This is a genomic window from Cupriavidus sp. 05N40, assembly GCF_056397305.1.
This window is the reverse complement of the sequence record NZ_JBFTND010000080.1, coordinates 1-20,474: the sequence shown is the minus strand read 5'-3', so window position 1 is coordinate 20,474 and position 20,474 is coordinate 1. Positions and strand designations below refer to the sequence as shown.

Genomic DNA, 20,474 nt, shown 5'->3' with positions numbered 1-20,474 from the left:
AATTGGCTCCGTGCGTTATTCCGTGCCGTGCGAGTTCGCGGCCGCATGGCGCATGGCTTCTTCACGCGACTGGATGCCGTTGAAGAAGACGTTGAGCACCACCGCCACGATGGTCCCCAGCACGATGCCGCTGTGGGTGAAGGGATCGGACCACTTGGGCAGGTACTGGAACAGCGTCGGCGACAGCGTGGGGATCATGCCAAAGCCGATCGAGATGGCGACGATGAACAGGTTGTGGCGGTTGCGGTTGAAATCGCACGATCCGAGGATGCGGATGCCGGTGGCCGCCACCATGCCGAACATCACGATGCCGGCGCCGCCCAGCACGAATTGCGGCACCGAGGCCACGATGTGCGCCATCTTCGGGAACAGGCCCAGCGCGATCAGGATGATGCCGCCGGCGGCCGCCACATAGCGCGAGCGCACGCCGGTCACCGTGACCAGGCCCACGTTCTGCGAGAACGAGGTGTAGGGGAAGGTGTTGAACACGCCGCCGATCACGGTGCCGAGCCCGTCGGCGCGCAGGCCGCGGGTCAGGTCCTCGTTGGAGAGCCGCTTGCCGGTAATGTCGGCCAGCGCGAGGAACATGCCGGTGGATTCCACCAGCGTGATCAGCATCACCACGCACATYGACAGCGTGGCCGCGATATCGAAGGTCGGGATGCCGAAGTGCAGCGGCGTGATGACCGCGATCATGCTGGCCTCGTTGACCCCCTCGAAGGAGACCTTGCCCAGCGCCATCGCCACCAGGGTGCCGGCGACGATGCCCAGCAGCACCGCGCAGTTGGATACCAGCCCGCGACCGAACTTGCTCAGCAGCAGGATCACCACCAGCACCAGCCCGGCGATGCCCAGCGCGCCGAGGTCGCCATAGGCCAGGTTGGGCACTTCCTTGACCACGCCGTCGATCACGGCGCGCGTGGTGGGCTGGCCGCCGCCGGCCCAGTTGATGCCCACCCGCATCAGCGACACGCCGATCAGCGTGATCACCGTGCCGGTCACCACCGGCGGGAACAGGCCGAGCATGCGTCCCATCAGCGGCGCCACCAGGATGCCGAACAGCCCCGCCGCGATCACCGCGCCGTAGATGCCGAGCAGGCCCACATTGGGGTCGGAGCCGATGGCGATCATCGGCGCCACCGAGGCGAAGGTCACCCCCATCATCACCGGCATGCGGATGCCGAACTTCCAGAAGCCGAAGGCCTGGATCAAGGTGGCCAGGCCCGCGGCGAACAGGTCAGCGTTGATCAGGAAGGCAAGCTGGTCCTTGGGCAGCTTGAGCGCGCCGCCGACGATCAGCGGCACGGCAACGGTACCGGCATACATCACCAGTACGTGCTGCAGGCCGAGCGCGAGCAGCCGGCCCGAAGGCAACCGCTCGTTGGTGAGATCCGTGGGGACCGTGGTGCTAGCGCTAGTCATAGGTGTGTCTCCTCTCCTTTGGATTTGATGGGAACGCTGCCGGTGGCTGGCTCTCTTCGGGGTTCCGGCTCGTGCGCATCGTCACAGGACGCGTTCTTATGAGCAGGAATCGGGCCTTGGCCGCTGGAAGGCAGCGGGAACACCGTGCTAGGTGGAGTGGCCCAGCACGCTGCGAAGATCGAAGTTGCCCGGTTCGTCGGGCTGCACGCGGTCGGCGCAGGCGCCGAGATGGTGCGCCATGCGGCTCTGGGCRAGRGCGGCGTCGCCCTGTTCCAGTGCRTCGAGAATSTCKTCGTGYTCGTCGAACGAGCAGGCGTTGTTGCCCGGCGCTTCCACGCTGGCGATCATCAGCGTGGTGCGCGACACCAGCCTGCGCATCATGGTGACCAGCAACGCGTTGCCGGAAAGCTCGGCCAGCGCGGTGTGGAACTCGGCCGACAGGCGGATCCACTTGGGGCGCTCATTGGTGAGAAAGGCCTGGCGCTCGGCCCCGACCATCTTGCGCAGCGGCGCGATCACGCGCTTGACGTCGCGCATCGCGGCGAGCTTTTCCAGCACCGCCCGCTCGAGCATCTGGCGCAACTCGAACATGTCATGCGCCTCGTCGGTGGAGGGGCTGGCGATAAAGGCGCCGCGGTTGGGTTCGAGGTCGACCATGCCGTCGGCGGCCAGTCGCGCCAGTACCTTGCGCACGGTATGGCGCGCGGTGGCATAGATTTCGCAAAGCGAGTGTTCGGTCAGCTTGGTGCGCGGCGGCAGCCTGTGCTCCATGATCGCGTCATAGATCTCGTGATACATGCGCTCCTCGACGGACCCCTTGCGGGCGGGTTTGATTTCGGTCGGGGCGGCGGTGTCATCGACACCGGCAATCAGCTTGAGACTCTTGGACATCTTGGCACCAGCGTATTGGTGGGAGGGGAGCGGCGCGCCTTGGGAATCGGCCGGAAGCAGCGGCCAAAACCAGTAGCGCGCCCCAAAAATTGTTGACAATTATTTGGTTATGCGTTCAATATTGTCAACAAAACCGAGCTAGGTTTTCGACAACTCAGGGTAATTCCTGAGTTGCCATCCGGAGTGGTGCGAAGCATTGTCGCCCTGCACCAGTCCAGCGCCGGGATGCGTTAGAAATACGTACCGAGCGGGCACCATTCCCCACAAATGGTGCTAGTGAAGGCAGCGGCGCCTCTCACAACCCAAAGCCCTAAGGAAGAACAGGATGGGACGCTTGACCACTCATGTACTCGACACGGCAGCCGGGACCCCCGGCGCCGGCATGTCGATTTCCCTGCATAAAATTGTCAACAATCGGCGAGAGACTCTGAAAACAGTCGTCACCAACCACGATGGCCGTTGCGACCAGCCCCTGCTGGACGGCGACACCATGGCGGCAGGCGTGTACGAACTGGAATTCGGCGCCGGCGACTATTTCCGCGCGCAGGGCACCAAGCTGCCGGAACCGGCGTTCCTCGACGTGGTGACGCTGCGCTTCGGCATTGCGGACACGGCCGCGCACTACCACGTGCCGCTGCTGGTCTCCCCCTGGTCGTATTCGACTTACCGCGGCAGCTGAGCGCGGACCAGGCAACACAGGAGACAAGACATGGAAGGCTATATCCTCGACTGGGCCAATCTGTTGCTGCGGTGGGTGCACGTCATCACCGCCATCGCGTGGATCGGTTCCTCGTTCTATTTCGTCTGGCTCGACAACAGCCTGACGCGTCCCGACGACCCCGACCTGCAGGAGAAAGGCGTGGGCGGCGAGCTGTGGGCCGTGCACGGCGGCGGCTTCTACAACCCGCAGAAATACCTCAGCGCGCCCAAGACGCTGCCGGAGAACCTGCACTGGTTCTACTGGGAGTCGTATTCCACCTGGATGACAGGCTTCGGCCTGCTGGTGGTGCTGTACCTGTTCAACGCCAGCACGTTCCTGATCGACAAGAACGTCTTCGACATGTCGCCGGGCGCGGCCGTCGGCTTTGCGCTGTCCTACCTGGGCCTGGGCTGGGTGGTGTACGACTGCATCTGCCGCGTGTTCGGCAAGAGCGACCGCACCGTCGGCATCCTGGTGGCGATCTACGTGGCGGTGGCCGCATACGTGGCCTGCCACGTGTTCTCCGGCCGCGCGGCGTTCCTGCTGACCGGCGCGATGATCGCCACCATCATGAGCGCCAACGTGCTGGTGTGGATCATCCCCGGGCAGCGCAAGGTCGTCGCCGCGCTGCGCAAGGGCGATCCGGTGGATCCGGTGCACGGCAAGAACGCCAAGCAGCGCAGCGTGCACAACACCTACTTCACGCTGCCGGTGCTGTTCGCCATGCTGTCGAACCACTACAGCATGACCTACAGCTACAAGTACAACTGGGCCGTGCTGGTGCTGATCATGCTGGCCGGCGTGCTGATCCGCCAGTTCTTCATCCTCAAGCACAAGGGCAAGATCAACGTGGCCTGGCCGGCCGCCGGCGTGGCCGTGCTGGCCGTGGTCGCCGTGATGATCGCACCCATGCCGCGCGAGACCGTGGCGGGCAAGGACGGCGGCGCCGCTACCCAGGTGAGCTTCACCAAGGTGCAGGAAGTCATCAACTCGCGCTGCATCCAGTGCCATGCCGCGTCGCCGAAGATGATGCCGAGCGCGGCCAAGGGCATCAAGCTCGATACCGCCGACGAGATCAAGGCGCACGCGCAGCTGATCTACCAGCAGGCGGTGCAGCAGAAGGCCATGCCGCTGGGCAACGTCACGCAGATCACSGAMGAYGAGCGSGCGCTGCTGGGSCAGTGGTTCGAGGSYGGCGCSAAGACYACCAACTGACCTTTGCGCCGCGTCGCCGTGGCGACGCGAGCAGGAAAAACGGGGCGCAAGCCCCGTTTTTCCTGCCTTCGACCCTCAGTCGTCCCATCCCATCCCCGCTACTGCATATTGGCAATGCAGTTCGCCAGGTTCCGGATATCGGCATCCGACAACCCCTTCGCCACGCTGGTCATGCTGCCGGCATCGTTGGTGCGGCGGCGCGAACGGAAGGCTTCCAGCTGCTTGACGATGTACGCATATTGCTGCCCGGCCACGCGCGGGATCTCGTTCTGCCCGGTGAAGCCGCCCAGATGGCACATCGTGCAGAGCACCTCGTCGGCCTTCTTCCTGCCTGCCTCGACCTTCTGCTCGTCGGCCTTGAACTGCGACGCAATGGGCTTTTGCGCGGAGAAGTTGCACGCCACACGCGTTGCCAAATTGGCAGCTTTGGGCGGCGCGCGCTGCATTTTTCACCTAGAGTTTGAAGGCGTTGCTGCGCCACGCTGCTGCTGCTCCCGCTGCCTGACGGGGCACGCCATCCTGGTCGTGTTCCGTCCCGTTCCGTCCTGATGGAGGAGTCCGATATGCCGTTTCCCGGTCATCTTGTCTTGCTGTCCCGCCGCGCAGGCTGCGCGGCCCGGTCCGCTCCGGACCGCCGCTCCGCGCTCGCCGGCACGTTGCGTGCCGGGCCGGTCGACCGGCGCCGGCGCCTGCTGCTGGGCGCCGCCGGCCTGGGGCTGGCAGCGCTGGCGTTGGCGGTGCGGCCGTCGCGCGCGCTGGCGCAGGGCAGCCGCGACGCGGGGCCGGTGCGCATCGGCGTGATCGGTTCCGGCCGCATCGGCAGCACGCTTGGCGGGCTATGGGTGAAGGCGGGGCATCCGGTGTTGTTTTCCTCGCGGCATCCGGAGGAGCTCAAGCCGCTGGTCGACAAGCTCGGTCCGCTGGCGCGCGCCGGCACCGTGGCCGAGGCGCTGGCCTATGCCGACGTGATCTTCCTTGCCGTGCCTTACAAGGCGCTGCCCGAGATTGCCGAGCAGAACGCCGGCGCGTTCAACGGCAAGGTGGTGGTGGATGCGACCAACGCCATTCGCCAGCGCGACGGCGCCATTGCCGACGAGGCGCTCGGCAACGGCATCGGCATCACCACGGCGAAGTACCTGCGGGGCGCGCGCGTGGTGCGCGCCTTCAATTTCATGGGTGCCGCCAATTTCGCGAAGGACAACCACCGTGCCGAAGGGCTGCTGGCCGTGCCGATCGCCGCGGACGATCCCGCGGCCTTGCGCGTTGGCGAGCAACTGGTGCGCGACGCCGGCTTCGAGCCGGTGGTGGTGGGCCCGCTGGCCACGGCCGACAGCTTTGCGCCGGGCGGCCCGCTGTTCCACCAGATCGGCTCCGCAGAGGCGATGCGGGCACGCATGGCACAGGAAAGCGGCCGGCCGACGGCGGCGGGCGCGGCGGCGAAGTGAGCGCCGAATTGAGCGCCGCAGTGTGCGCCGAATTGAGCGCGCCGCACCGGCGCCGCGGTGGCCGCGCTTAGCCGCCCACGCCCAGCAGCGCCAGCACGCCCAGCGCCAGGAAGATTGCCGCGGCGATCTTGTGCACCAGCGCGATCGGCATCTTGTTGGCGAAACGGTCGCCGAGCAGCACGGCAGGCGCGTTGGCCAGCATCATGCCGAAGGTGGTGCCTGCCACCACGCCGATGACCTCGCCGCTGAAGCGGGCCGCCAGCGCCACGGTGGCGATCTGCGTCTTGTCGCCCATCTCCGCGAAGAAGAAGGCCACGATGGTGGTGCCGAGGATGCCGAGCGCACCCTTGACCGGCTTGGCCTGCTCGGCGTCGTCGAGCTTGTCGGGGATCAGCATCCAGCCGGCCATGGCGATAAAGCCCACGCCAAGGATCCAGCGCAGGACCTCGGCGCCGAGCATGTGCGTGATCCAGCCGCCGAGCGCGCCGGCAAAACCGTGGTTGACGATGGTCGCGATGAAGATGCCAAGGATGATCGGCAGGGGCTTGCGGTACCGGGCCGCGAGCACGAGGGACAGCAATTGGGTCTTGTCGCCCATTTCAGCGAGGGCGACGATGCCTGTGGAGACGAGGAAGGCTTCCATTTTTATAGGTGATAACCGGGCCGCTGCATCGCGAGATGCCAATGACACACACCTTTCCCGGCCCGGCCAGAAAGGTGATGTCATCGGTCTCGCCAGGCCCTGGAAACAGGCGCCTGGCCCGTTCCGGATGCTGCGCACGCCATAACCGCAAGCGGTCAAGTCTGTTGACGTACGCCCCCGTTTTTCCGCTTCCCGCGTTGCGCGGGTGGTGAAAACGGGGCGGCTACTCCCCAATGGAAGCCCGCATTATGCCAAGGCGGGCCGTGCTCGTCCAGTGCCTCCGCTCACAGCGCAGGGCAATCGCGCCATGTACTCCGTAGCGAGCCAAAGAGAATCCGCTCCCGATAGTGCCTCACATCACCGCGCCATCAGCGCGAACACGCCCCAGCCCAGGTATTCACGCGTGTACGCGGCGTAGCGTTCGGGTGCCGAGGTCAGTTCGGCCCGAACCTCTTTCGCGAAGCCGTCGTCGGGATTCGCTTCGAGCCACCGGCGCATGGTGAGCCACTTGGCCGCCTCGTATCTGTCCCAGCTGTCTTGGTCCGCCAAAACCATTTCCACGACGTCGTAGTCGAGGTCGCCGAAAGACGCGAGAAGTTCTGGAAGCATCAGAAAGTCGGCGATCGAACCGGCAAGGCATCCCTTGGCAACGTCCTCCGTCGGCGGCAACCGCAGCCAGTACGGCTCGCCGATGAGGATGGTCCCTCCGGTGCGCAGGCTCTCCGCCAGAAGTCCGATGGTGCCGACGACYCCCCCACCGATCCAGGTGGCACCGAGACAGGCTGCCACGCCGACCTTTTCGTCGGCGACGTAGCCGGCAGCGTCGCCGTGGATGAACGCGACCTGATTGGCGACGCCGAGTTCTTCAGCGCGCAGTTTCGCTTGCCCGGTGAACAACTGGCTCAGGTCGATACCGGTGCCGATGATTCCGTAATCGCGTGCCCAGGTGCACAGCATCTCGCCCGAACCGCTGCCGAGGTCGAGCACACGGGTCCCCGGTTCCAGGCGCAACGCCGCGCCGAGCGTGGCGAGCTTTTCGGGTGTGAACGGGTTATGGATGCGGTGAGCACTTTCGGTGATGCTGAAGATCCGTGGAATGTCCACTGCAGAGACTCCTTGCGGGCGTGAATGGAATCGGTACACCAATACATCGCGTGATGGCTCTGGTTACAGCGGCACCGGCGCGTTGTCGCTGGTCTGGCGGCCGCGGAAATCGGTCCAGCACAGCGCCTTGAAGTCGTACAGCTTGCAGCGGCGCGCGGTGCCGAAGTACCAGCGCCAGCTGAAGTTCTGGATGATGATGCGGCCCGGCAGCGTCTGCTCCAGCAGGGCCTGGGCGCGCTTGAGGCGGTACAGCGGCACGCTCATGTCCACGTGGTGCGCGGTGTGTTCCATGATGTGATGCAGCGCCGCGCCGATGCCGTAGCGGAAGCGCAGGTGCACGGTGGTGGAGACGAACGGCTGGGCGCGCGCCCACATGGCCTTGGTGTCATACCAGGCCACGCTGGTATGCGTGTGGTGCACATAAAGCACGAAGCCCACCGTGAGGTTCCATACCAGGAAGGGCAGCACGAAACCCAGTCCGACCAGCAGCGCGGCCGACTGGCCGGTGGCCTGCGCCAGCCACGCCAGCGCGCCGATCCAGGCTGCGCCGAACACGGCGACCAGGGTGCAGTCCCACAGGAAGATGGCGCGCCGCGTCGGCATCTGGCGGCGGCTCGGGAAGAACATCTTGCACCACCAGATCTCCACCAGGTAGTACAGCCCGGCGCCGAAGCCGGTGCGGTAGATGCGTTCCATCGCGCGGCGCCAGCGCGGCAGCGCCCGGAACTCCTCGAGCGAGTACGGCGCCCACACGAAGTCGAAGCCCTTGAGGTTGGAATAGCCGTGGTGCACCACGTTGTGGCCGACTTCCCACAGGCTGTAGGGCGTCAGCGAAGGCAGGAAGGTCAGCCGCCCGAGCCACTTGTTGAGGCCGCGCCGCGGCGTCAGGCTCTGGTGGCAGGCGTCGTGGCCGATGATGAACAGGCGGGCGATGATGAGGCCCGTCACCACGCCGGCGGCCGTCTTGGCCAGCCAGTGGGAAAACAGCACCACGCCGGCCAGCGCCGCGGCGAACAGCACGGTGTCGAGCGCGAACAGCACCAGCGCGCGCGGCGTGCTGCGCGCCGTGATCGGGATCATCCAGCTGCGGATGACCTTGCGGGGGGGCAGCGCAGCGTCGGGGGAAACCGGTTCGGGAAAGGGAATTTGCTGTGAGACGGTCATGGCACCTTCAGTTGTCGAACGCTTGGAATGGAACTGGGCGATAAGCGGCCACATAAGGCCAAGATTGCGACAGCTTAGAAGGGATGTATGACGAGGGTGTTGACTGGCGTCAAAAAGAGCACGGCGGCTCCCGCCCGGGAGGCGGAAGCGCCGCTTCGGTGCGCCGTTTCAGTGCGCCGCGCGCGCCGTGGCGCCGGCTTCCTCGCCCATCACATAGACCTCGCCGATGACGCGGTCGTCGCCGAGCATGGCGAAGGCGAAGAGTTGTTCTTCCAGCGTCTCCGAGCGTTCGCTGCGGCGCGCGATGAGGGGCGTGGCCTGCGGGTCGAGCACGATGAAGTCGGCTTCGCAGCCGGGCGCGAAGCTGCCCACGCGCTCGCTCCAGCCGAGCGCGTCGGCGGCGGCGCGGGTGGCCAGGTAGAACATGCGCAGCGCGGTCAGGTGATAGCCGCCCATGCGCGCGACCTTGTGCGCGGCGTTCATGGTGCGCAGCATCGAGAACGAGGTGCCACCGCCGACGTCGGTGGCCAGGGTCACCTTGAGGCGGTTGGCGTCGGACTGGTGGAAGTCGTAGAAGCCGCTGCCCAGGAACAGGTTGGAGGTAGGGCAGTGCGCCACGGCGGCGCCGCTGTCGGACAGGCGGCGGCGGTCGTCCTGGTCCAGGTAGATGGCGTGGCCATAGAGGGCGCCGGGGCGCAGCAGGCCGTAGCGGTCGTAGACGTCCAGGTAGCTGCGCGCCTGCGGGAACAGCTCGGCCACCCATTTCACCTCGTCGCGGTTCTCCGCCACGTGGGTCTGGATGAAGGCGTCCGGGTAGGCGCGGGCGAGCTCGCCGCAGGCGGCCAGCTGGGCTTCGGTGGAGGTCGGCGCGAAGCGCGGCGTGATGGCGTAGGACAGGCGGTTCTTGCCGTGCCAGCGCGACAGCAGGTCGGCCGAGTCGCGCGCGCCGGATTCGGCGGTGTCACGCAGGAACTCGGGGCAGTTGCGGTCCATCATGACCTTGCCGGTGACCATGCGCAGGTTGCGGCGGTCGGCTTCGGCGAACAGCGCGTCGGCCGAGGCGGCATGCACGGTGCTCCAGGCCACCGCGCTGGTGGTGCCGTTGCGCAGCAGTTCGTCGGTGAAGAAGCTGGCCACCGCGGCGGCGTATTCGGGCTCCGCGAAGCGGCGCTCTTCCGGGAAGGTGTAGGTCTCCAGCCAGTGCAGCAGGCCGGGCGAGGGCGAGGCGATGATGTCGGTCTGCGGGAAGTGCACGTGCGTGTCGATGAAGCCCGGCACGATCAGCTTGCCGCGGCGGTCGACGATCTGGGCGCCGGCCGGGATCTGCGCGGCCAGTTCGGCGTAGGCGCCGGCGGCAACGATATGTCCCGCGGTGACGATCAGCACCCCGTCTTCCCAATACTGATACGCGTCTTCATGGAACTGGGGATCGCGCAGGAAGTGCAGCACGCGGCCACGGATGGCGCGGGTGATGGCTTGGGTGGGGGGAGTGGTCGTCATGTCGATGTCTCGTGGTGCGCCGGCGCGCGGACCAGGGTCGGCGCGCCGGCATCTTGGTGTAAGCCGCGCTTCAGGCCGGGGCGGCCGCGGCGGGCAGGGGGGATCGCCAGAAGTGGTCGACTTCGGCGAGGAAGGCGGCCTTCTGCGTGGCGGGCAGGAAGGACGCCTCGAAACTGTTGCGGGCCAGCACATGGCCGTCGGCCGCGGTGAGCGGCATGGCCTCGAAGGTGGCTTCCCAGTTGGCGTTCATGTAGCCGCCGAAATAGGCGGGATCGTCCGAGTGCAGCGTCACCATCACGCCGGCATCGAGCAGGCGCTTGAGCGAGTGGTCGCGCAGGTCGGGGTAGACCTTGAGCTTCTGGTTGGACAGCGGGCACACGGTCAGCGCCACGCGCTCGCGCGCCAGGCGCTCGACCAGCGCCGCGTCGTCGATGGCGCGCACGCCGTGGTCGATGCGCTCGACCTTGAGGATATCGAGCGCGTCGGTCACGTACTGCGCCGGGCCTTCCTCGCCGGCGTGCGCCACCAGGTGCAGGCCCAGCTCGCGGGCGCGGGCAAAGACGCGCGCGAACTTCTCCGGCGGATTGCCCTGCTCCGAGGAGTCGAGGCCCACGCCGACGAAGCGGTCGCGGTAGGGCAGCGCGGCTTCCAGCGTGGCGAAGGCGTCTTCCTCCGACAGGTGGCGCAGGAAGCAGAGGATCAGGCTGCTGGAGAAGTCGAACTGGGTGCGGGCCTGGGCCAGCGCGTCGGAGATGCCGTCGATCACCACGCCGATCGGCACGCCGCGCTCGGTGTGGGTCTGCGGGTCGAAGAAGATCTCGGCATGGCGCACGTTGTCGGCCACCGCGCGCTGCACGTAGGCGATCGTCATGTCGAAGAAATCGTCTTCGGTCAGCAGCACGCTGGCGCCGGCGTAATAGATGTCCAGGAAGGATTGCAGGTCGGTGAAGGCATAGGCCTCGCGCAGCGCTTCCACGCTGGCGTAGGGCAGCGTCACCTTGTTGTGCTGGGCCAGCCGGAAGATCAGTTCGGGCTCGAGGGTGCCTTCGATATGGACATGCAGTTCCGCCTTGGGGCTGAGGCGAATACGGTCGGCGAGCGCGGCATCGAGCGTCATGGGGTTCCTTTTGCGGTTCTGGTTTGCGTCGTCCCCGCCGCTTCGCCGCTGCGTGCCGCGCTCAGCGCGCCCAGATGGGCGAGGCGCTGGTCGCGGACCTGCAGCAGCTGGGCGACGATGGCAACCGCAATCATAGCCGGAGCCTTGTCCGTGATGCCGGAGACGCCCATCGGGCATGTCATTTCCGGGAAGCGCGCCGGGTCGATGCCGTGCTCGGCCATGCGGTGTTCGAAGCGCGCGCGCTTGGTCTTGGAGCCGATCAGGCCGAAGTAAGCAAAGTCGTCGCGCCGCAGGATGCGCTCGCACAGCGCCTGGTCCAGCGCGTGGCTGTGCGTCATGACCAGGAAATAGGCGCCGGGGGGTGCGGTGTCGACCACCGCTTCCGGCGTATCGGTGGCTTCCGCGATCACATTGGCGGGCAGGCCGGGCGGGAACAGGGTGTCGCGTTCGTCCACCCAGTGCACGCGGCACGGCAGGCTGGCCAGCAGCGTGACCAGTGCATGGCCGACATGGCCGGCGCCGAACAGCACGATCTGCAGTTCGTCGGGCACCATGGTGTCGGTCAGGCTGCCGTCCTTGTTCAGCGTGACCGAGGGCAGCAGCGCCGCCGCCGGCGCGTGCCGCACCCCAGCGCCGGCCCCAGCGGAATGCGCACCAGCTGGCGCGCCGGCGCGCCGCCGGCCAGCATGTCGCGTGCGATCTCCATGCCGCGCCATTCGAGATGGCCGCCGCCGATGGTGCCCACCAGGTCGTCGGCGGTCACCAGCATGCGGATGCCGGCCTCGCGCGGGGCGGAGCCTTTGACCTCGGCGATGGTGACCATCGCCACCGGCACGCCGGCGCGCACGCAGCGGATGGCGTCGGCGAAACGGAAGGGTTTGAGCGGGGCGTCCTGCATGATGTGCCTTCCTACTGTGCTGCCGGCGCGCACGCCTGCGTTGCCCGCACCGCGTCCACGGCATCGAGGATCGCTTCGCTGGTGGCCGGCGCCACCAGCGGCGGGTTGACCTGGTACTCGCCCACGCTTGCCACCGCATCGCGGATGGCGAAGAACACCGAGAAGGGCAGCAGCAGCGGTGGCTCGCCGACCGCCTTGGAGCGGTGGATGCTGTCTTCCACGTTGCGGTTGTCGAACAGCCGCACGGTGAAGCTCTCCGGGCAGTCGTTGACGGTGGGGATCTTGTAGGTGGAGGGGGCATGCGTCATCAGCTTGCCGTCCTTGTTCCACCACAGCTCCTCGGTGGTCAGCCAGCCCATGCCCTGGATGAAGGCACCCTCCACCTGGCCGATGTCGATGGCCGGGTTGAGCGAGCGGCCCGCGTCGTGCAGCACGTCGGCCTGCAGCAGTTTCCATTCGCCGGTCAGCGTGTCCACCAGCACCTCGGAGCAGGCCGCGCCGTAGGCGAAGTAATAGAACGGGCGGCCGTGGAGCTTGGACTGGTCCCAGTACAGCTTGGGCGTGGTGTAGAAGCCGTCCGACCACAACTGCACGCGCGCCACGTACGCCTGGCGGGCCAGGTCGCTGAAGTCCAGGCGCAGCTCGCCGGCCACCACCAGGTCGTCGCCGAAGCTCACGCTGTCCGCATCCACGCCGGCCTGGCGCGCGGCAAAGGCAGCCAGGCGCTCGCGGATCTGGCGCGCGGCGTCCTGCGCGGCCTTGCCGTTGAGGTCCGAGCCGGTGGAGGCGGCGGTAGCCGACGTGTTGGCCACCTTGCTGGTGTCGGTGGCGGTCACGCGCACGCGCTCCAGACGGATGCCCAGCTCGTGCGCGACCACCATCGCCACCTTGGTGTTGAGGCCCTGGCCCATCTCGGTGCCGCCGTGGTTCACCAGCACCGAGCCGTCGTTGTACACGTGCACCAGCGCGCCGGCCTGGTTGAAGTGCGCCACGTTGAACGAGATGCCGAATTTCACCGGGGTGATGGCGATGCCTTTCTTGAGCACCGGGCTGGCGGCGTTGAACGCGCGCGTGGCGGCGCGGCGCTCGCGGTAGGCGCTGGTCGCCTCGAGTTCGTCGAGCAGTTCATGGATGACGTTGTCTTCCACGGTCTGGCCGTAGGGCGTCACGTTGCGCTCGGTCTTGCCGTACAGGTTGGCGCGGCGCACGTCGAGCGAATCGCGGCCGACGGTGCGGGCTACGTTGTCGAGGATGTACTCGATGGCGAACGCGCCCTGCGGGCCGCCGAAGCCGCGGAAAGCGGTATTGCTCTGCGTGTTGGTCTTGCCGCAGTAGCCGTCGATCTGCACGTTGGGCAGCCAGTAGGCGTTGTCGAAGTGGCAGATGGCGCGGGTCATCACCGGGCCGGACAGGTCGGCCGAGAAACCGGCGCGCGACACCATTTCCACGGCCACGCCGTCGAGGCGGCCTGCGTCATCGTGGCCGACTTCGAAGTCGAACAAGAAGTCGTGGCGCTTGCCGGTGATCATCATGTCGTCGTCGCGGTCCGGGCGCAGCTTGACCGGGCACAGCAGCTTCCACGCAGCCAGCGCGGCACAGCAGGCGAACATGGCCGACTGCGATTCCTTGCCGCCGAAGCCGCCGCCCATGCGGCGGCATTCCACCAGCACCTGGTGCGCGTGCCAGCCCAGCATATGCGCCACCGCGTGCTGCATCTCGGTGGGGTGCTGGGTGGAACACCAGACGTGCATGCCGTCGTTTTCCTTGGGCGCGGCGTAGGCGATCTGGCCTTCCAGGTAGAACTGCTCCTGGCCGCCCAGGCGGATATGGCCGCGCTCGCGGTGCGCGGCGGCGGCGATCTGGCTGGCCGGCTCGCCGCGCGTCAGGTGCATCGGCGGCAGCACATAGCTGCCGGCCTGGTGCGCGGCTTCGGGCGACAGCACCGGGGCGAGGTCCTCGTATTCGATCACGCCCAGGCGGGCGGCGCGGCGCGCGGCGTCGTGCGAGGTGGCCACCACCACGAACACGGGCTGGCCAATGAACTGCACCAGGCCGGTGGCGAGGATCGGATCGTCGTGGATGATCGGGCCGCAATCGTTGGACGCGGGGATGTCGTCGGCGGTCAGCACGGCCACCACGCCCGGCGCGGCACGCACCTTGTCGAGCGAGATCGACCTGATGCGGGCATGGGCGCGCGCGCTCATGCCGAGCGCGGCGTGCAGGGTGCCCGCCAGCTCGGGGATGTCGTCGGTGTAGGTGGCGGTGCCCGCCACGTGCAGGTGCGCCGATTCGTGCGGGCGCGAGATGCCGACCTGCGGCGTGGCGATGGCGGTGCGGGCCTCGCTGTCGGGATCGAGTGCGGGATCGAGCAGGAAGGGTTCGGTTTGCTTGTTCATGGTGCCGATCTCTCCTTAAGCGATGGCCAGGGCCTGGCCGGCGCCGGGCGCGCGGACATTGACGGCGGACGCCGGCAACGCGTCGGCGCGTGTTTCCAGCCAGAAGCGGTACAGCAGGTTGGCGGCGCCGCGGCTGCGGTAGGCAGCGGTGGCGCGCATATCGCTCAGCGGGGTGTAGTCCTGCGCCAGTTCGGCCATGGCGGCGCGCACGGTGGGTTCGGTCCACGGCTGGCCGAGCAGCGCGGCCTCGGTGCGGGCACCGCGCTTGGGCGTGGCGGCCATGCCGCCGAAGGCCACGCGCGCATCCGTGACGACGCCGTCCGCCAGCGTGACCGCGAAGGCGGCGCACACCGCGGAAATGTCCTCGTCGAAGCGCTTGGATAGCTTGTACGTGCGGAAATGCTGCGGGGCCGCCAGCGGCACGCGCAGGCCCGCGACGAATTCGCCCTCGGCCATGGCGGTCTTCTGGTAAGCGAGGTAGAGGTCTTCCAGCGCCAGCGTGCGGCGCACCTCGCCGCGCTGCAGCACCACTTCGGTGCCGAGCGCGATCAGCGCGGGCATGGAGTCGCCGATCGGCGAGCCATTGGCGATATTGCCGCCGAGCGTGCCGGCGTTGCGGATCGGCAGCGAGGCGAAGCGCTTCCACATCTCGCGCAGCTCGGGGTGGGCCGTGTCGAGCGCGGCGTAGGCGCGTTCCAGCGACACGCCCGCGCCGATCTCCACGGCGCCGCCGGCTTCGCGGATGTCCTGCAGGTCGGCCACCTGGCCCACATACAGCAGGTTGCCCAGCTCGCGGAACTGCTTGGTAACCCACAGCCCGACATCGGTGCTGCCGGCCAGGATGCGGGTGCCGGGCTCGGCCGCCTTGATGGCGGCGAAGGCCGAAGCCGTGCGCGGCGCGTAGAAATGCTGGCCGCCGGCGCTGTAGTGGAAGGTGTCATCGCGGCGCAGCGAACGCAGCGTCTCGGTGATCTTGCGCGGATCGAGCTTGCTGGCCTGGGGCGCGGGCAGCGCCATCATGCGCTGGCCGGCCTCGATGATGGGGCGGTAGCCGGTGCAGCGGCACAGGTTGCCGGTCAGGGCGTCGCAGATCGTCTCGCGCTCCGGCGCGCGGCCGGTGCCGGCGTCGTCGGCATTCTGCTGGTAGAGTGCCCACAGCGACATCACGAAGCCTGGGGTGCAGAAGCCGCACTGGGAGCCATGGCATTCCACCAGCGCCTGCTGCACCGGGTGCAGCGCGCCGTCGGCCTGGCGCAGGTCTTCCACCGTGATCAGCGCGCGGCCGTCCAGCGTGGGCAGGAACTGGATGCAGGAGTTGACGGCCTTGAATTCGACCTCGCCATCCTCGCGCAGCTCGCCCAGGACCACGGTACAGGCGCCGCAGTCGCCTTCGGCGCAGCCTTCCTTGGTGCCGGTGCAACGCGCGTCCTCGCGCAGGTACTGCAGCACGGTGCGGGTCACGGGCGCGCCGCTGACCTCCTGGACCTGGCCGCGGTGGTAAAAGCGGATGGTTTGCGTCTCCATGGTGTCTTCTCTCTTTGTGATGGGGACAAACATAGCACTCAGGGCGTTCATGCAATATTCAGCCCAGGTGATATGCCCCATCAAGGGGGGAGAGCGTTGCGCCGGCGCCGGCCGCATTTGACCGATGGCGGGGTGCCTGACTTACACTATGCGCCGTTCCCATCCCCCACGCCACTGGCCGCAAAGCGCGCCTGGCGCCCCCTCGCCATGCACGGACGCGACCATCTCGACACCTATTTGCTGCGAGTGCTGCACACGCTGCTGACCGAGCAGAGCGTGACCCGCACGGCGGTCAAGCTGGGCCAGTCCCAGCCGGCGATCAGCAATACGCTCAAGCGCCTGCGCGAGATCACCGGCGACGCAATCCTGGTGCGCGGCAAGAGCGGCATGGTGCCGACCGAACGCGGGCGGGAGCTGCTGCTGCTGGCAGAGCAGAGCCTGGCGGCGATGGACCGCATTGCCCGGCCCCCGCAGCATTTCGACCCGGCCACCACCACGCGCACCTTCCACCTGGGCGCGCCGGACTACCTGGACGCCTTCTTCCTGCCCAATATCGTCGAGCGCGTGCGCCGGCTGGCGCCCGGCGCCAAGCTGTTCGTGCATCCGATGACCTCGTCCAGCGATTTCCTCGACAGCCTGGAGCAGGGGCAACTCGATATCGTGGTGGGAAACTGGCTGTCGCCGCCGGAACACCTGCATATCTCGCCGCTGTTCGACGACGAGGTAGTGTGCATGCTGGGCGCCCAGCACCCGCTGGCGCGCAAGGGCCTCACGCTCAAGCACTATCTGGAAATGCCGCACCTGGCGCCGGCGCCGTATGCGTCGATGCAGCGCAGCATGATCGACCAGGCGCTGGCCGAGCAAGGCTACAAGCGCAATATCCAGGTCACGCTGCCGTACTTCGGGCTGGTCCCCTACGTGCTGATGAAGACCGACATGGTGTTCACCACCGGCCGGCAGTTTGCCGCGCACTACGCGCAATACCTGCCGCTGCGCATGGTGCCGTCGCCGGTGCCGTTTCCGCGCATGCGCTTCTACCAGCTCTGGCACGAGCGCTGCCATGCGGCGCCAGACGTGGTGTGGCTGCGGCGGATGATCGCCGAGGTGGCCGGGGAATTGCCGCAGCTGCCGCAGCTCCCGCGGCTGGACGAAGCGCAGGTCTGAAGCCGCTCGCCGGCCAGGGCGGCGGAGGTGCCCGCCAGCGCCACCATGGCAGCGATGCCGACGGTGATCGGCGCGCGGCCCGGCAAGTGATCGGGATGGCTGGAAGAGTGAACGCCGGCACGGCGGCTTCTTGTCTTTATGTTCGTAGAAACACAATTGCCACAAGGTCGCGAGATCGGTGAGAATGTGGCGGAAGCGATGATTTTCCAGGATTCGGATTGTCCTTGAGCCGCATCCAACTCGTAATTGTGAGAAGCGTTTCATATGACATTTCGCTTTGACCTGTTCCCTGTCGTGGGTGCGGACGACAATCCCCGTGCCAATGCCAAGGTGTTCCAGCTTCTCAAGGCGGTGCGCGAAACCGGTTCCCTGCACCGCGCGGCCCGCGAGATCGGGCTGTCCTATCGCCACGCCTGGGGCGTGATGCGCTCCTGGGAGGATATGCTCGGGCGCGCCATGCTCGACATGGAGCGCGGCCGCGGCGCCTCGCTGACCTTGTTCGGCGAACGGCTGCTGCGCGCCGAAGGGCGCCTGCGGGCCGCCATCGACCCGGTGGTGCAGAAGGCCATGGCGGATTTCCTGGCCGATCTCGACGATGCGGCCCAGCCGCAGACACGCATCCGCTTTTCCGGCAGCCATGATCCGGGCATGGAAGTGCTGGCCTCGGCGTTGCATGAAGAAGTCGGCGGACTGCAGCTCGACACGGTGTTCTGCGGCAGCGTGGAAGGACTGATCTGCCTGCAGGAGCGGCAGTCCGAACTGGCCGGCTTCTATGTCTCGCCGATCCAGACCGCCGGCTCGGTGGCCCACGTCACGCTGCGCAAATGGCTGCGCCCGGCCGCGGTGCGCCTGATCCGGCTGGCCTGGCGCGAGCAGGGCCTGATCGTCGCGCCGCAACTGGCGCGCGACATCCGCGATCTGCGCGACCTGGCCCGCAGCGGGGCGCGCTTCGTCAACCGCCAGCGCAGCTCCGGCACGCGCATGCTGTTCGACCAGCTGCTGGCCACGCACGGCCTGTTCCCGGACCAGATCGTCGGCTACGAAACCCCCGAGTTCAGCAACGAGAAAGTGGCGCAAGCCGTGCATGAGGGGCGTGCCGACGTGGGTTTCGGGCTGCGCATGAATGCCGAGGCGCTCGGGCTGGCCTTCGTGCCGCTGACGCGCGAAGCGTATTTCCTGGCGCTGCGCAAGAACGACCAGCTCGCGCCCTGGGCGCACGGACTGCTCGCGCGCATGGCCGAACCGGCCTTTGCCAGGCGCATCGAGGCGCTGCCCGGCTACATCATGGCCGAGCCCCAGCGGATCCTGACCCCGCAGGAGGCCTTGCCCTGGTACCGGCCCGACGGCAAGGAAGGCGGCTAAGGCCCTGATGCTTCCTCCGGGCTGTTTGCCCGGTGCCGTATTACACTGCTTGCAGCGGCTGGCGCGCCTGCCGGCCGCTCCCGCCGTGCAAGGAGTGTCATGCTAGAAACGGCCGCGCTGGCAGCGGGCTTGTCCTGGACCAGCGGATTCCGCCTTTACCTGGCCGTGTTCACGGCCGGCGCGCTGGGACGCGCGGGCTGGCTGCACCTCCCCGCGGGGCTGCAGGCGCTGGAGTCATGGTGGGTCATCGCGCTCGCCGCGGTGCTGGCGCTGGCCGAGTTCGTAGCCGACAAGGTGCCGGGCTTCGACTCGTTCTGGGATAGCATCCAGACCTTCATCCGCATTCCCGCCGGCGCGATCCTGGCCGCTGCCGCCTTCGGCCAGCTCGATCCGCAGTGGATGGTGGCCGCGGGCCTGGTCGGCGGCACGCTGGCTGGCACGGCGCATGCGGCCAAGGCCGGCACGCGCGCGCTCATCAATGTATCGCCGGAGCCGTTTTCGAACTGGGCGGCCTCGCTGAGCGAAGATGTCGCCGCCGGCGGCGGGCTGTTGCTGGCGTTCTTCTTGCCGGTGGTCTTCCTGGTGGTGCTGGCGCTGCTGTTGCTGGTGGCGATATGGCTGCTGCCCAAGCTGTGGCGTGGCCTGCGCCGCCTGCGCGAGGCGCTTGCCAAGCGCGCGGCGCCCGCGGTGGCGGCGCGGCGCGAGCCCAGGCGCTAGCGCGCCCATGCGGCCCGGTGCCCCGCCAGGCTCACCGCATCGACGCAGGGATGAATACCCGGCGGCCTGCCGCGCAGGCCGCCTCAACGTATGTGCACGGACAACTGACTGATGCCTTCAGAAATGGATTCGGCTGCCGCGATTTCCGGCGCTATCTTGCCCTCGCCGCGCTTCTCCGCCTGGCGCCAGGCACTGCGCATGGCGCGCCGCGACTGGCGCGCGGGCGAGTTGTACCTGCTGCTGTTCGCCCTGGTGCTTGCGGTGGCGGCACTGAGCAGCGTGGGCTTCCTGGCCGACCGCATGCGGCTTGGACTGGAGCGCGACGCGCGCCAGATGATTGCATCTGACGTGCTGATCGTGAGCGACCAGCCCTTCGATGCGACTTTCGCCGGCCGCGCCGCGCAAGCCGGGCTGGCCGTCGCGCGCACTGTCACCTTTCCCAGCATGGCGACCGCGCGCAAGGCAGGGGCGCCGGCCGCCGGTGCCGCCGCGCCGGCAGAGGCTCCGTCGCAACTGGCCGCGCTCAAGGCCGTCGGTCCCGGTTATCCGCTGCGCGGCCAGGTCAAGGTGGCCGCCGCGCGCGGTGGCGAGGAGGCCGCGGCCACGGGCATTCCCGCGCCGGGCACGGTGTGGGTGGACGAAGCCTTGCTCGATTCGCTCGGCGTGTCGCTTGGCGACACCATCCAGCTCGGCAGCCGCGGCTTTCGCATCGAACGCATCATCACGCAGGAACTGGACCGTGGCGCGGGCTTCATGAACTTCGCGCCGCGCGTGATGCTGCCGCTGTCGGACCTGGACGCGACCGGGCTGGTGGGGTGGGGTAGCCGCGTGACCTAYCGCTTGCTGGTGGCCGGTCCCGACGCTGCCGCGCAGGCCTACCAGCAGTGGGCCGAGGCCGAGATCGGCAAGCGCGGCCTGCGCAACACGCGCGTGGAGTCGCTCGAATCGGGCCAGCCGCAGATGCGCGCCACGCTGGATCGCGCCGAGCGTTTCTTGTCGCTGGTGGCGGTGCTGTCGGCGATGATCGCCGCGGTGGCGATCGCCATGTCGGCGCGCCGCTACATGCAGCGCCATACCGATGCCTGCGCGGTGTACAAGTGCATGGGCCTGTCGCGCCGTGACATCCTGCTGGCCTTCGCGCTGGAGTTCCTGCTGCTGGGCGTGGGCGGGGCGGTGAGCGGCGTGGTGCTGGGCTACCTGGCGCACTATGGC

The 20,474-nt window shown here is 67.7% G+C and carries 16 protein-coding genes, 2 pseudogenes and 1 riboswitch; of the genes and pseudogenes, 7 read left to right on the top strand and 11 right to left on the bottom strand.

Going from position 1 to position 20,474, the window contains the following annotated elements:
• Positions 1 to 15: 15 nt before the first annotated feature.
• Together AC1DO7_RS19570 and AC1DO7_RS19565 are read right to left on the bottom strand one after the other, a co-directional pair.
• A complete protein-coding gene (locus AC1DO7_RS19570; protein ID WP_441612370.1) occupies positions 16 to 1,422 on the bottom strand; it encodes a nucleobase:cation symporter-2 family protein in 1,407 nt (468 codons plus the stop codon).
• Between the two features lie 147 nt (positions 1,423 to 1,569).
• Entirely contained in the window at positions 1,570 to 2,313 is a 744-nt protein-coding gene (locus tag AC1DO7_RS19565; RefSeq protein ID WP_477116464.1) for a GntR family transcriptional regulator, read from the bottom strand.
• Between the two features lie 325 nt (positions 2,314 to 2,638).
• Between AC1DO7_RS19565 and uraH the strand changes: the two genes are divergently transcribed.
• Positions 2,639 to 2,992 (top strand): hydroxyisourate hydrolase, encoded by a 354-nt coding sequence (gene uraH / locus AC1DO7_RS19560; RefSeq protein WP_441612368.1) that lies wholly within the window; start codon positions 2,639 to 2,641, stop codon positions 2,990 to 2,992.
• A 30-nt stretch (positions 2,993 to 3,022) separates the two neighbouring features.
• The gene (locus AC1DO7_RS19555) at positions 3,023 to 4,228 is read left to right on the top strand and encodes a urate hydroxylase PuuD (RefSeq protein ID WP_477116463.1); all 1,206 of its coding nucleotides are present in this window, start codon (positions 3,023 to 3,025) and stop codon (positions 4,226 to 4,228) included.
• A 98-nt stretch (positions 4,229 to 4,326) separates the two neighbouring features.
• On the opposite strand, the pseudogene AC1DO7_RS19550 reads toward AC1DO7_RS19555, so the two are convergent.
• Positions 4,327 to 4,668, bottom strand: a pseudogene (locus AC1DO7_RS19550) (c-type cytochrome); the annotation flags it as partial.
• A 123-nt stretch (positions 4,669 to 4,791) separates the two neighbouring features.
• Between AC1DO7_RS19550 and AC1DO7_RS19545 the strand changes: the two are divergent.
• Positions 4,792 to 5,673 (top strand): NADPH-dependent F420 reductase, encoded by an 882-nt coding sequence (locus AC1DO7_RS19545; protein ID WP_441612366.1) that lies wholly within the window; start codon positions 4,792 to 4,794, stop codon positions 5,671 to 5,673.
• A gap of 67 nt (positions 5,674 to 5,740) precedes the next feature.
• Here AC1DO7_RS19545 and AC1DO7_RS19540 read toward each other — a convergent pair whose 3' ends face one another.
• From AC1DO7_RS19540 to xdhA, 8 genes and pseudogenes are all read right to left on the bottom strand, one after another.
• Positions 5,741 to 6,316 (bottom strand): TMEM165/GDT1 family protein, encoded by a 576-nt coding sequence (locus AC1DO7_RS19540; RefSeq protein WP_441612365.1) that lies wholly within the window; start codon positions 6,314 to 6,316, stop codon positions 5,741 to 5,743.
• A 79-nt stretch (positions 6,317 to 6,395) separates the two neighbouring features.
• A riboswitch (yybP-ykoY riboswitch) is annotated at positions 6,396 to 6,560 on the bottom strand.
• 113 nt (positions 6,561 to 6,673) lie between these two features.
• Complete coding sequence (locus AC1DO7_RS19535) at positions 6,674 to 7,420, bottom strand: SAM-dependent methyltransferase (protein ID WP_441612363.1); 747 nt, start codon at positions 7,418 to 7,420, stop codon at positions 6,674 to 6,676.
• Positions 7,421 to 7,483: 63 nt separating this feature from the next.
• Complete coding sequence (locus AC1DO7_RS19530; protein WP_441612362.1) at positions 7,484 to 8,584, bottom strand: fatty acid desaturase; 1,101 nt, start codon at positions 8,582 to 8,584, stop codon at positions 7,484 to 7,486.
• Positions 8,585 to 8,752: 168 nt separating this feature from the next.
• Positions 8,753 to 10,084, bottom strand: a complete 1,332-nt coding sequence (guaD, locus tag AC1DO7_RS19525) for a guanine deaminase (protein ID WP_441612361.1) — start codon at positions 10,082 to 10,084, stop codon at positions 8,753 to 8,755.
• A 70-nt stretch (positions 10,085 to 10,154) separates the two neighbouring features.
• On the bottom strand, positions 10,155 to 11,201 hold the full coding sequence (locus AC1DO7_RS19520) for an adenosine deaminase (RefSeq protein WP_441612360.1): 1,047 nt from the start codon (positions 11,199 to 11,201) through the stop codon (positions 10,155 to 10,157).
• A pseudogene (xdhC, locus tag AC1DO7_RS19515) lies at positions 11,198 to 12,099 on the bottom strand (xanthine dehydrogenase accessory protein XdhC). The gene AC1DO7_RS19520 and the pseudogene xdhC overlap by 4 nt, the downstream one beginning before the upstream one ends.
• Positions 12,100 to 12,110: 11 nt before the next feature.
• The gene (gene xdhB, locus AC1DO7_RS19510) at positions 12,111 to 14,495 is read right to left on the bottom strand and encodes a xanthine dehydrogenase molybdopterin binding subunit (RefSeq protein ID WP_441612358.1); all 2,385 of its coding nucleotides are present in this window, start codon (positions 14,493 to 14,495) and stop codon (positions 12,111 to 12,113) included.
• A gap of 15 nt (positions 14,496 to 14,510) precedes the next feature.
• The gene (gene xdhA, locus AC1DO7_RS19505; protein WP_441612357.1) at positions 14,511 to 16,019 is read right to left on the bottom strand and encodes a xanthine dehydrogenase small subunit; all 1,509 of its coding nucleotides are present in this window, start codon (positions 16,017 to 16,019) and stop codon (positions 14,511 to 14,513) included.
• Positions 16,020 to 16,226: 207 nt separating this feature from the next.
• Between xdhA and AC1DO7_RS19500 the strand changes: the two genes are divergently transcribed.
• The 4 genes from AC1DO7_RS19500 to AC1DO7_RS19485 form a co-directional block, all read left to right on the top strand.
• Positions 16,227 to 17,183, top strand: a complete 957-nt coding sequence (locus AC1DO7_RS19500) for a LysR substrate-binding domain-containing protein (RefSeq protein ID WP_441612356.1) — start codon at positions 16,227 to 16,229, stop codon at positions 17,181 to 17,183.
• A gap of 264 nt (positions 17,184 to 17,447) precedes the next feature.
• On the top strand, positions 17,448 to 18,545 hold the full coding sequence (locus AC1DO7_RS19495) for a substrate-binding domain-containing protein (RefSeq protein WP_441612355.1): 1,098 nt from the start codon (positions 17,448 to 17,450) through the stop codon (positions 18,543 to 18,545).
• 99 nt (positions 18,546 to 18,644) lie between these two features.
• Entirely contained in the window at positions 18,645 to 19,262 is a 618-nt protein-coding gene (locus AC1DO7_RS19490; protein ID WP_441612354.1) for a DUF4126 domain-containing protein, read from the top strand.
• Between the two features lie 111 nt (positions 19,263 to 19,373).
• Positions 19,374 to 20,474, top strand: a 1,101-nt coding sequence (locus AC1DO7_RS19485; protein WP_477116462.1) for an ABC transporter permease, incomplete at its 3' end; no start/stop codon positions are given.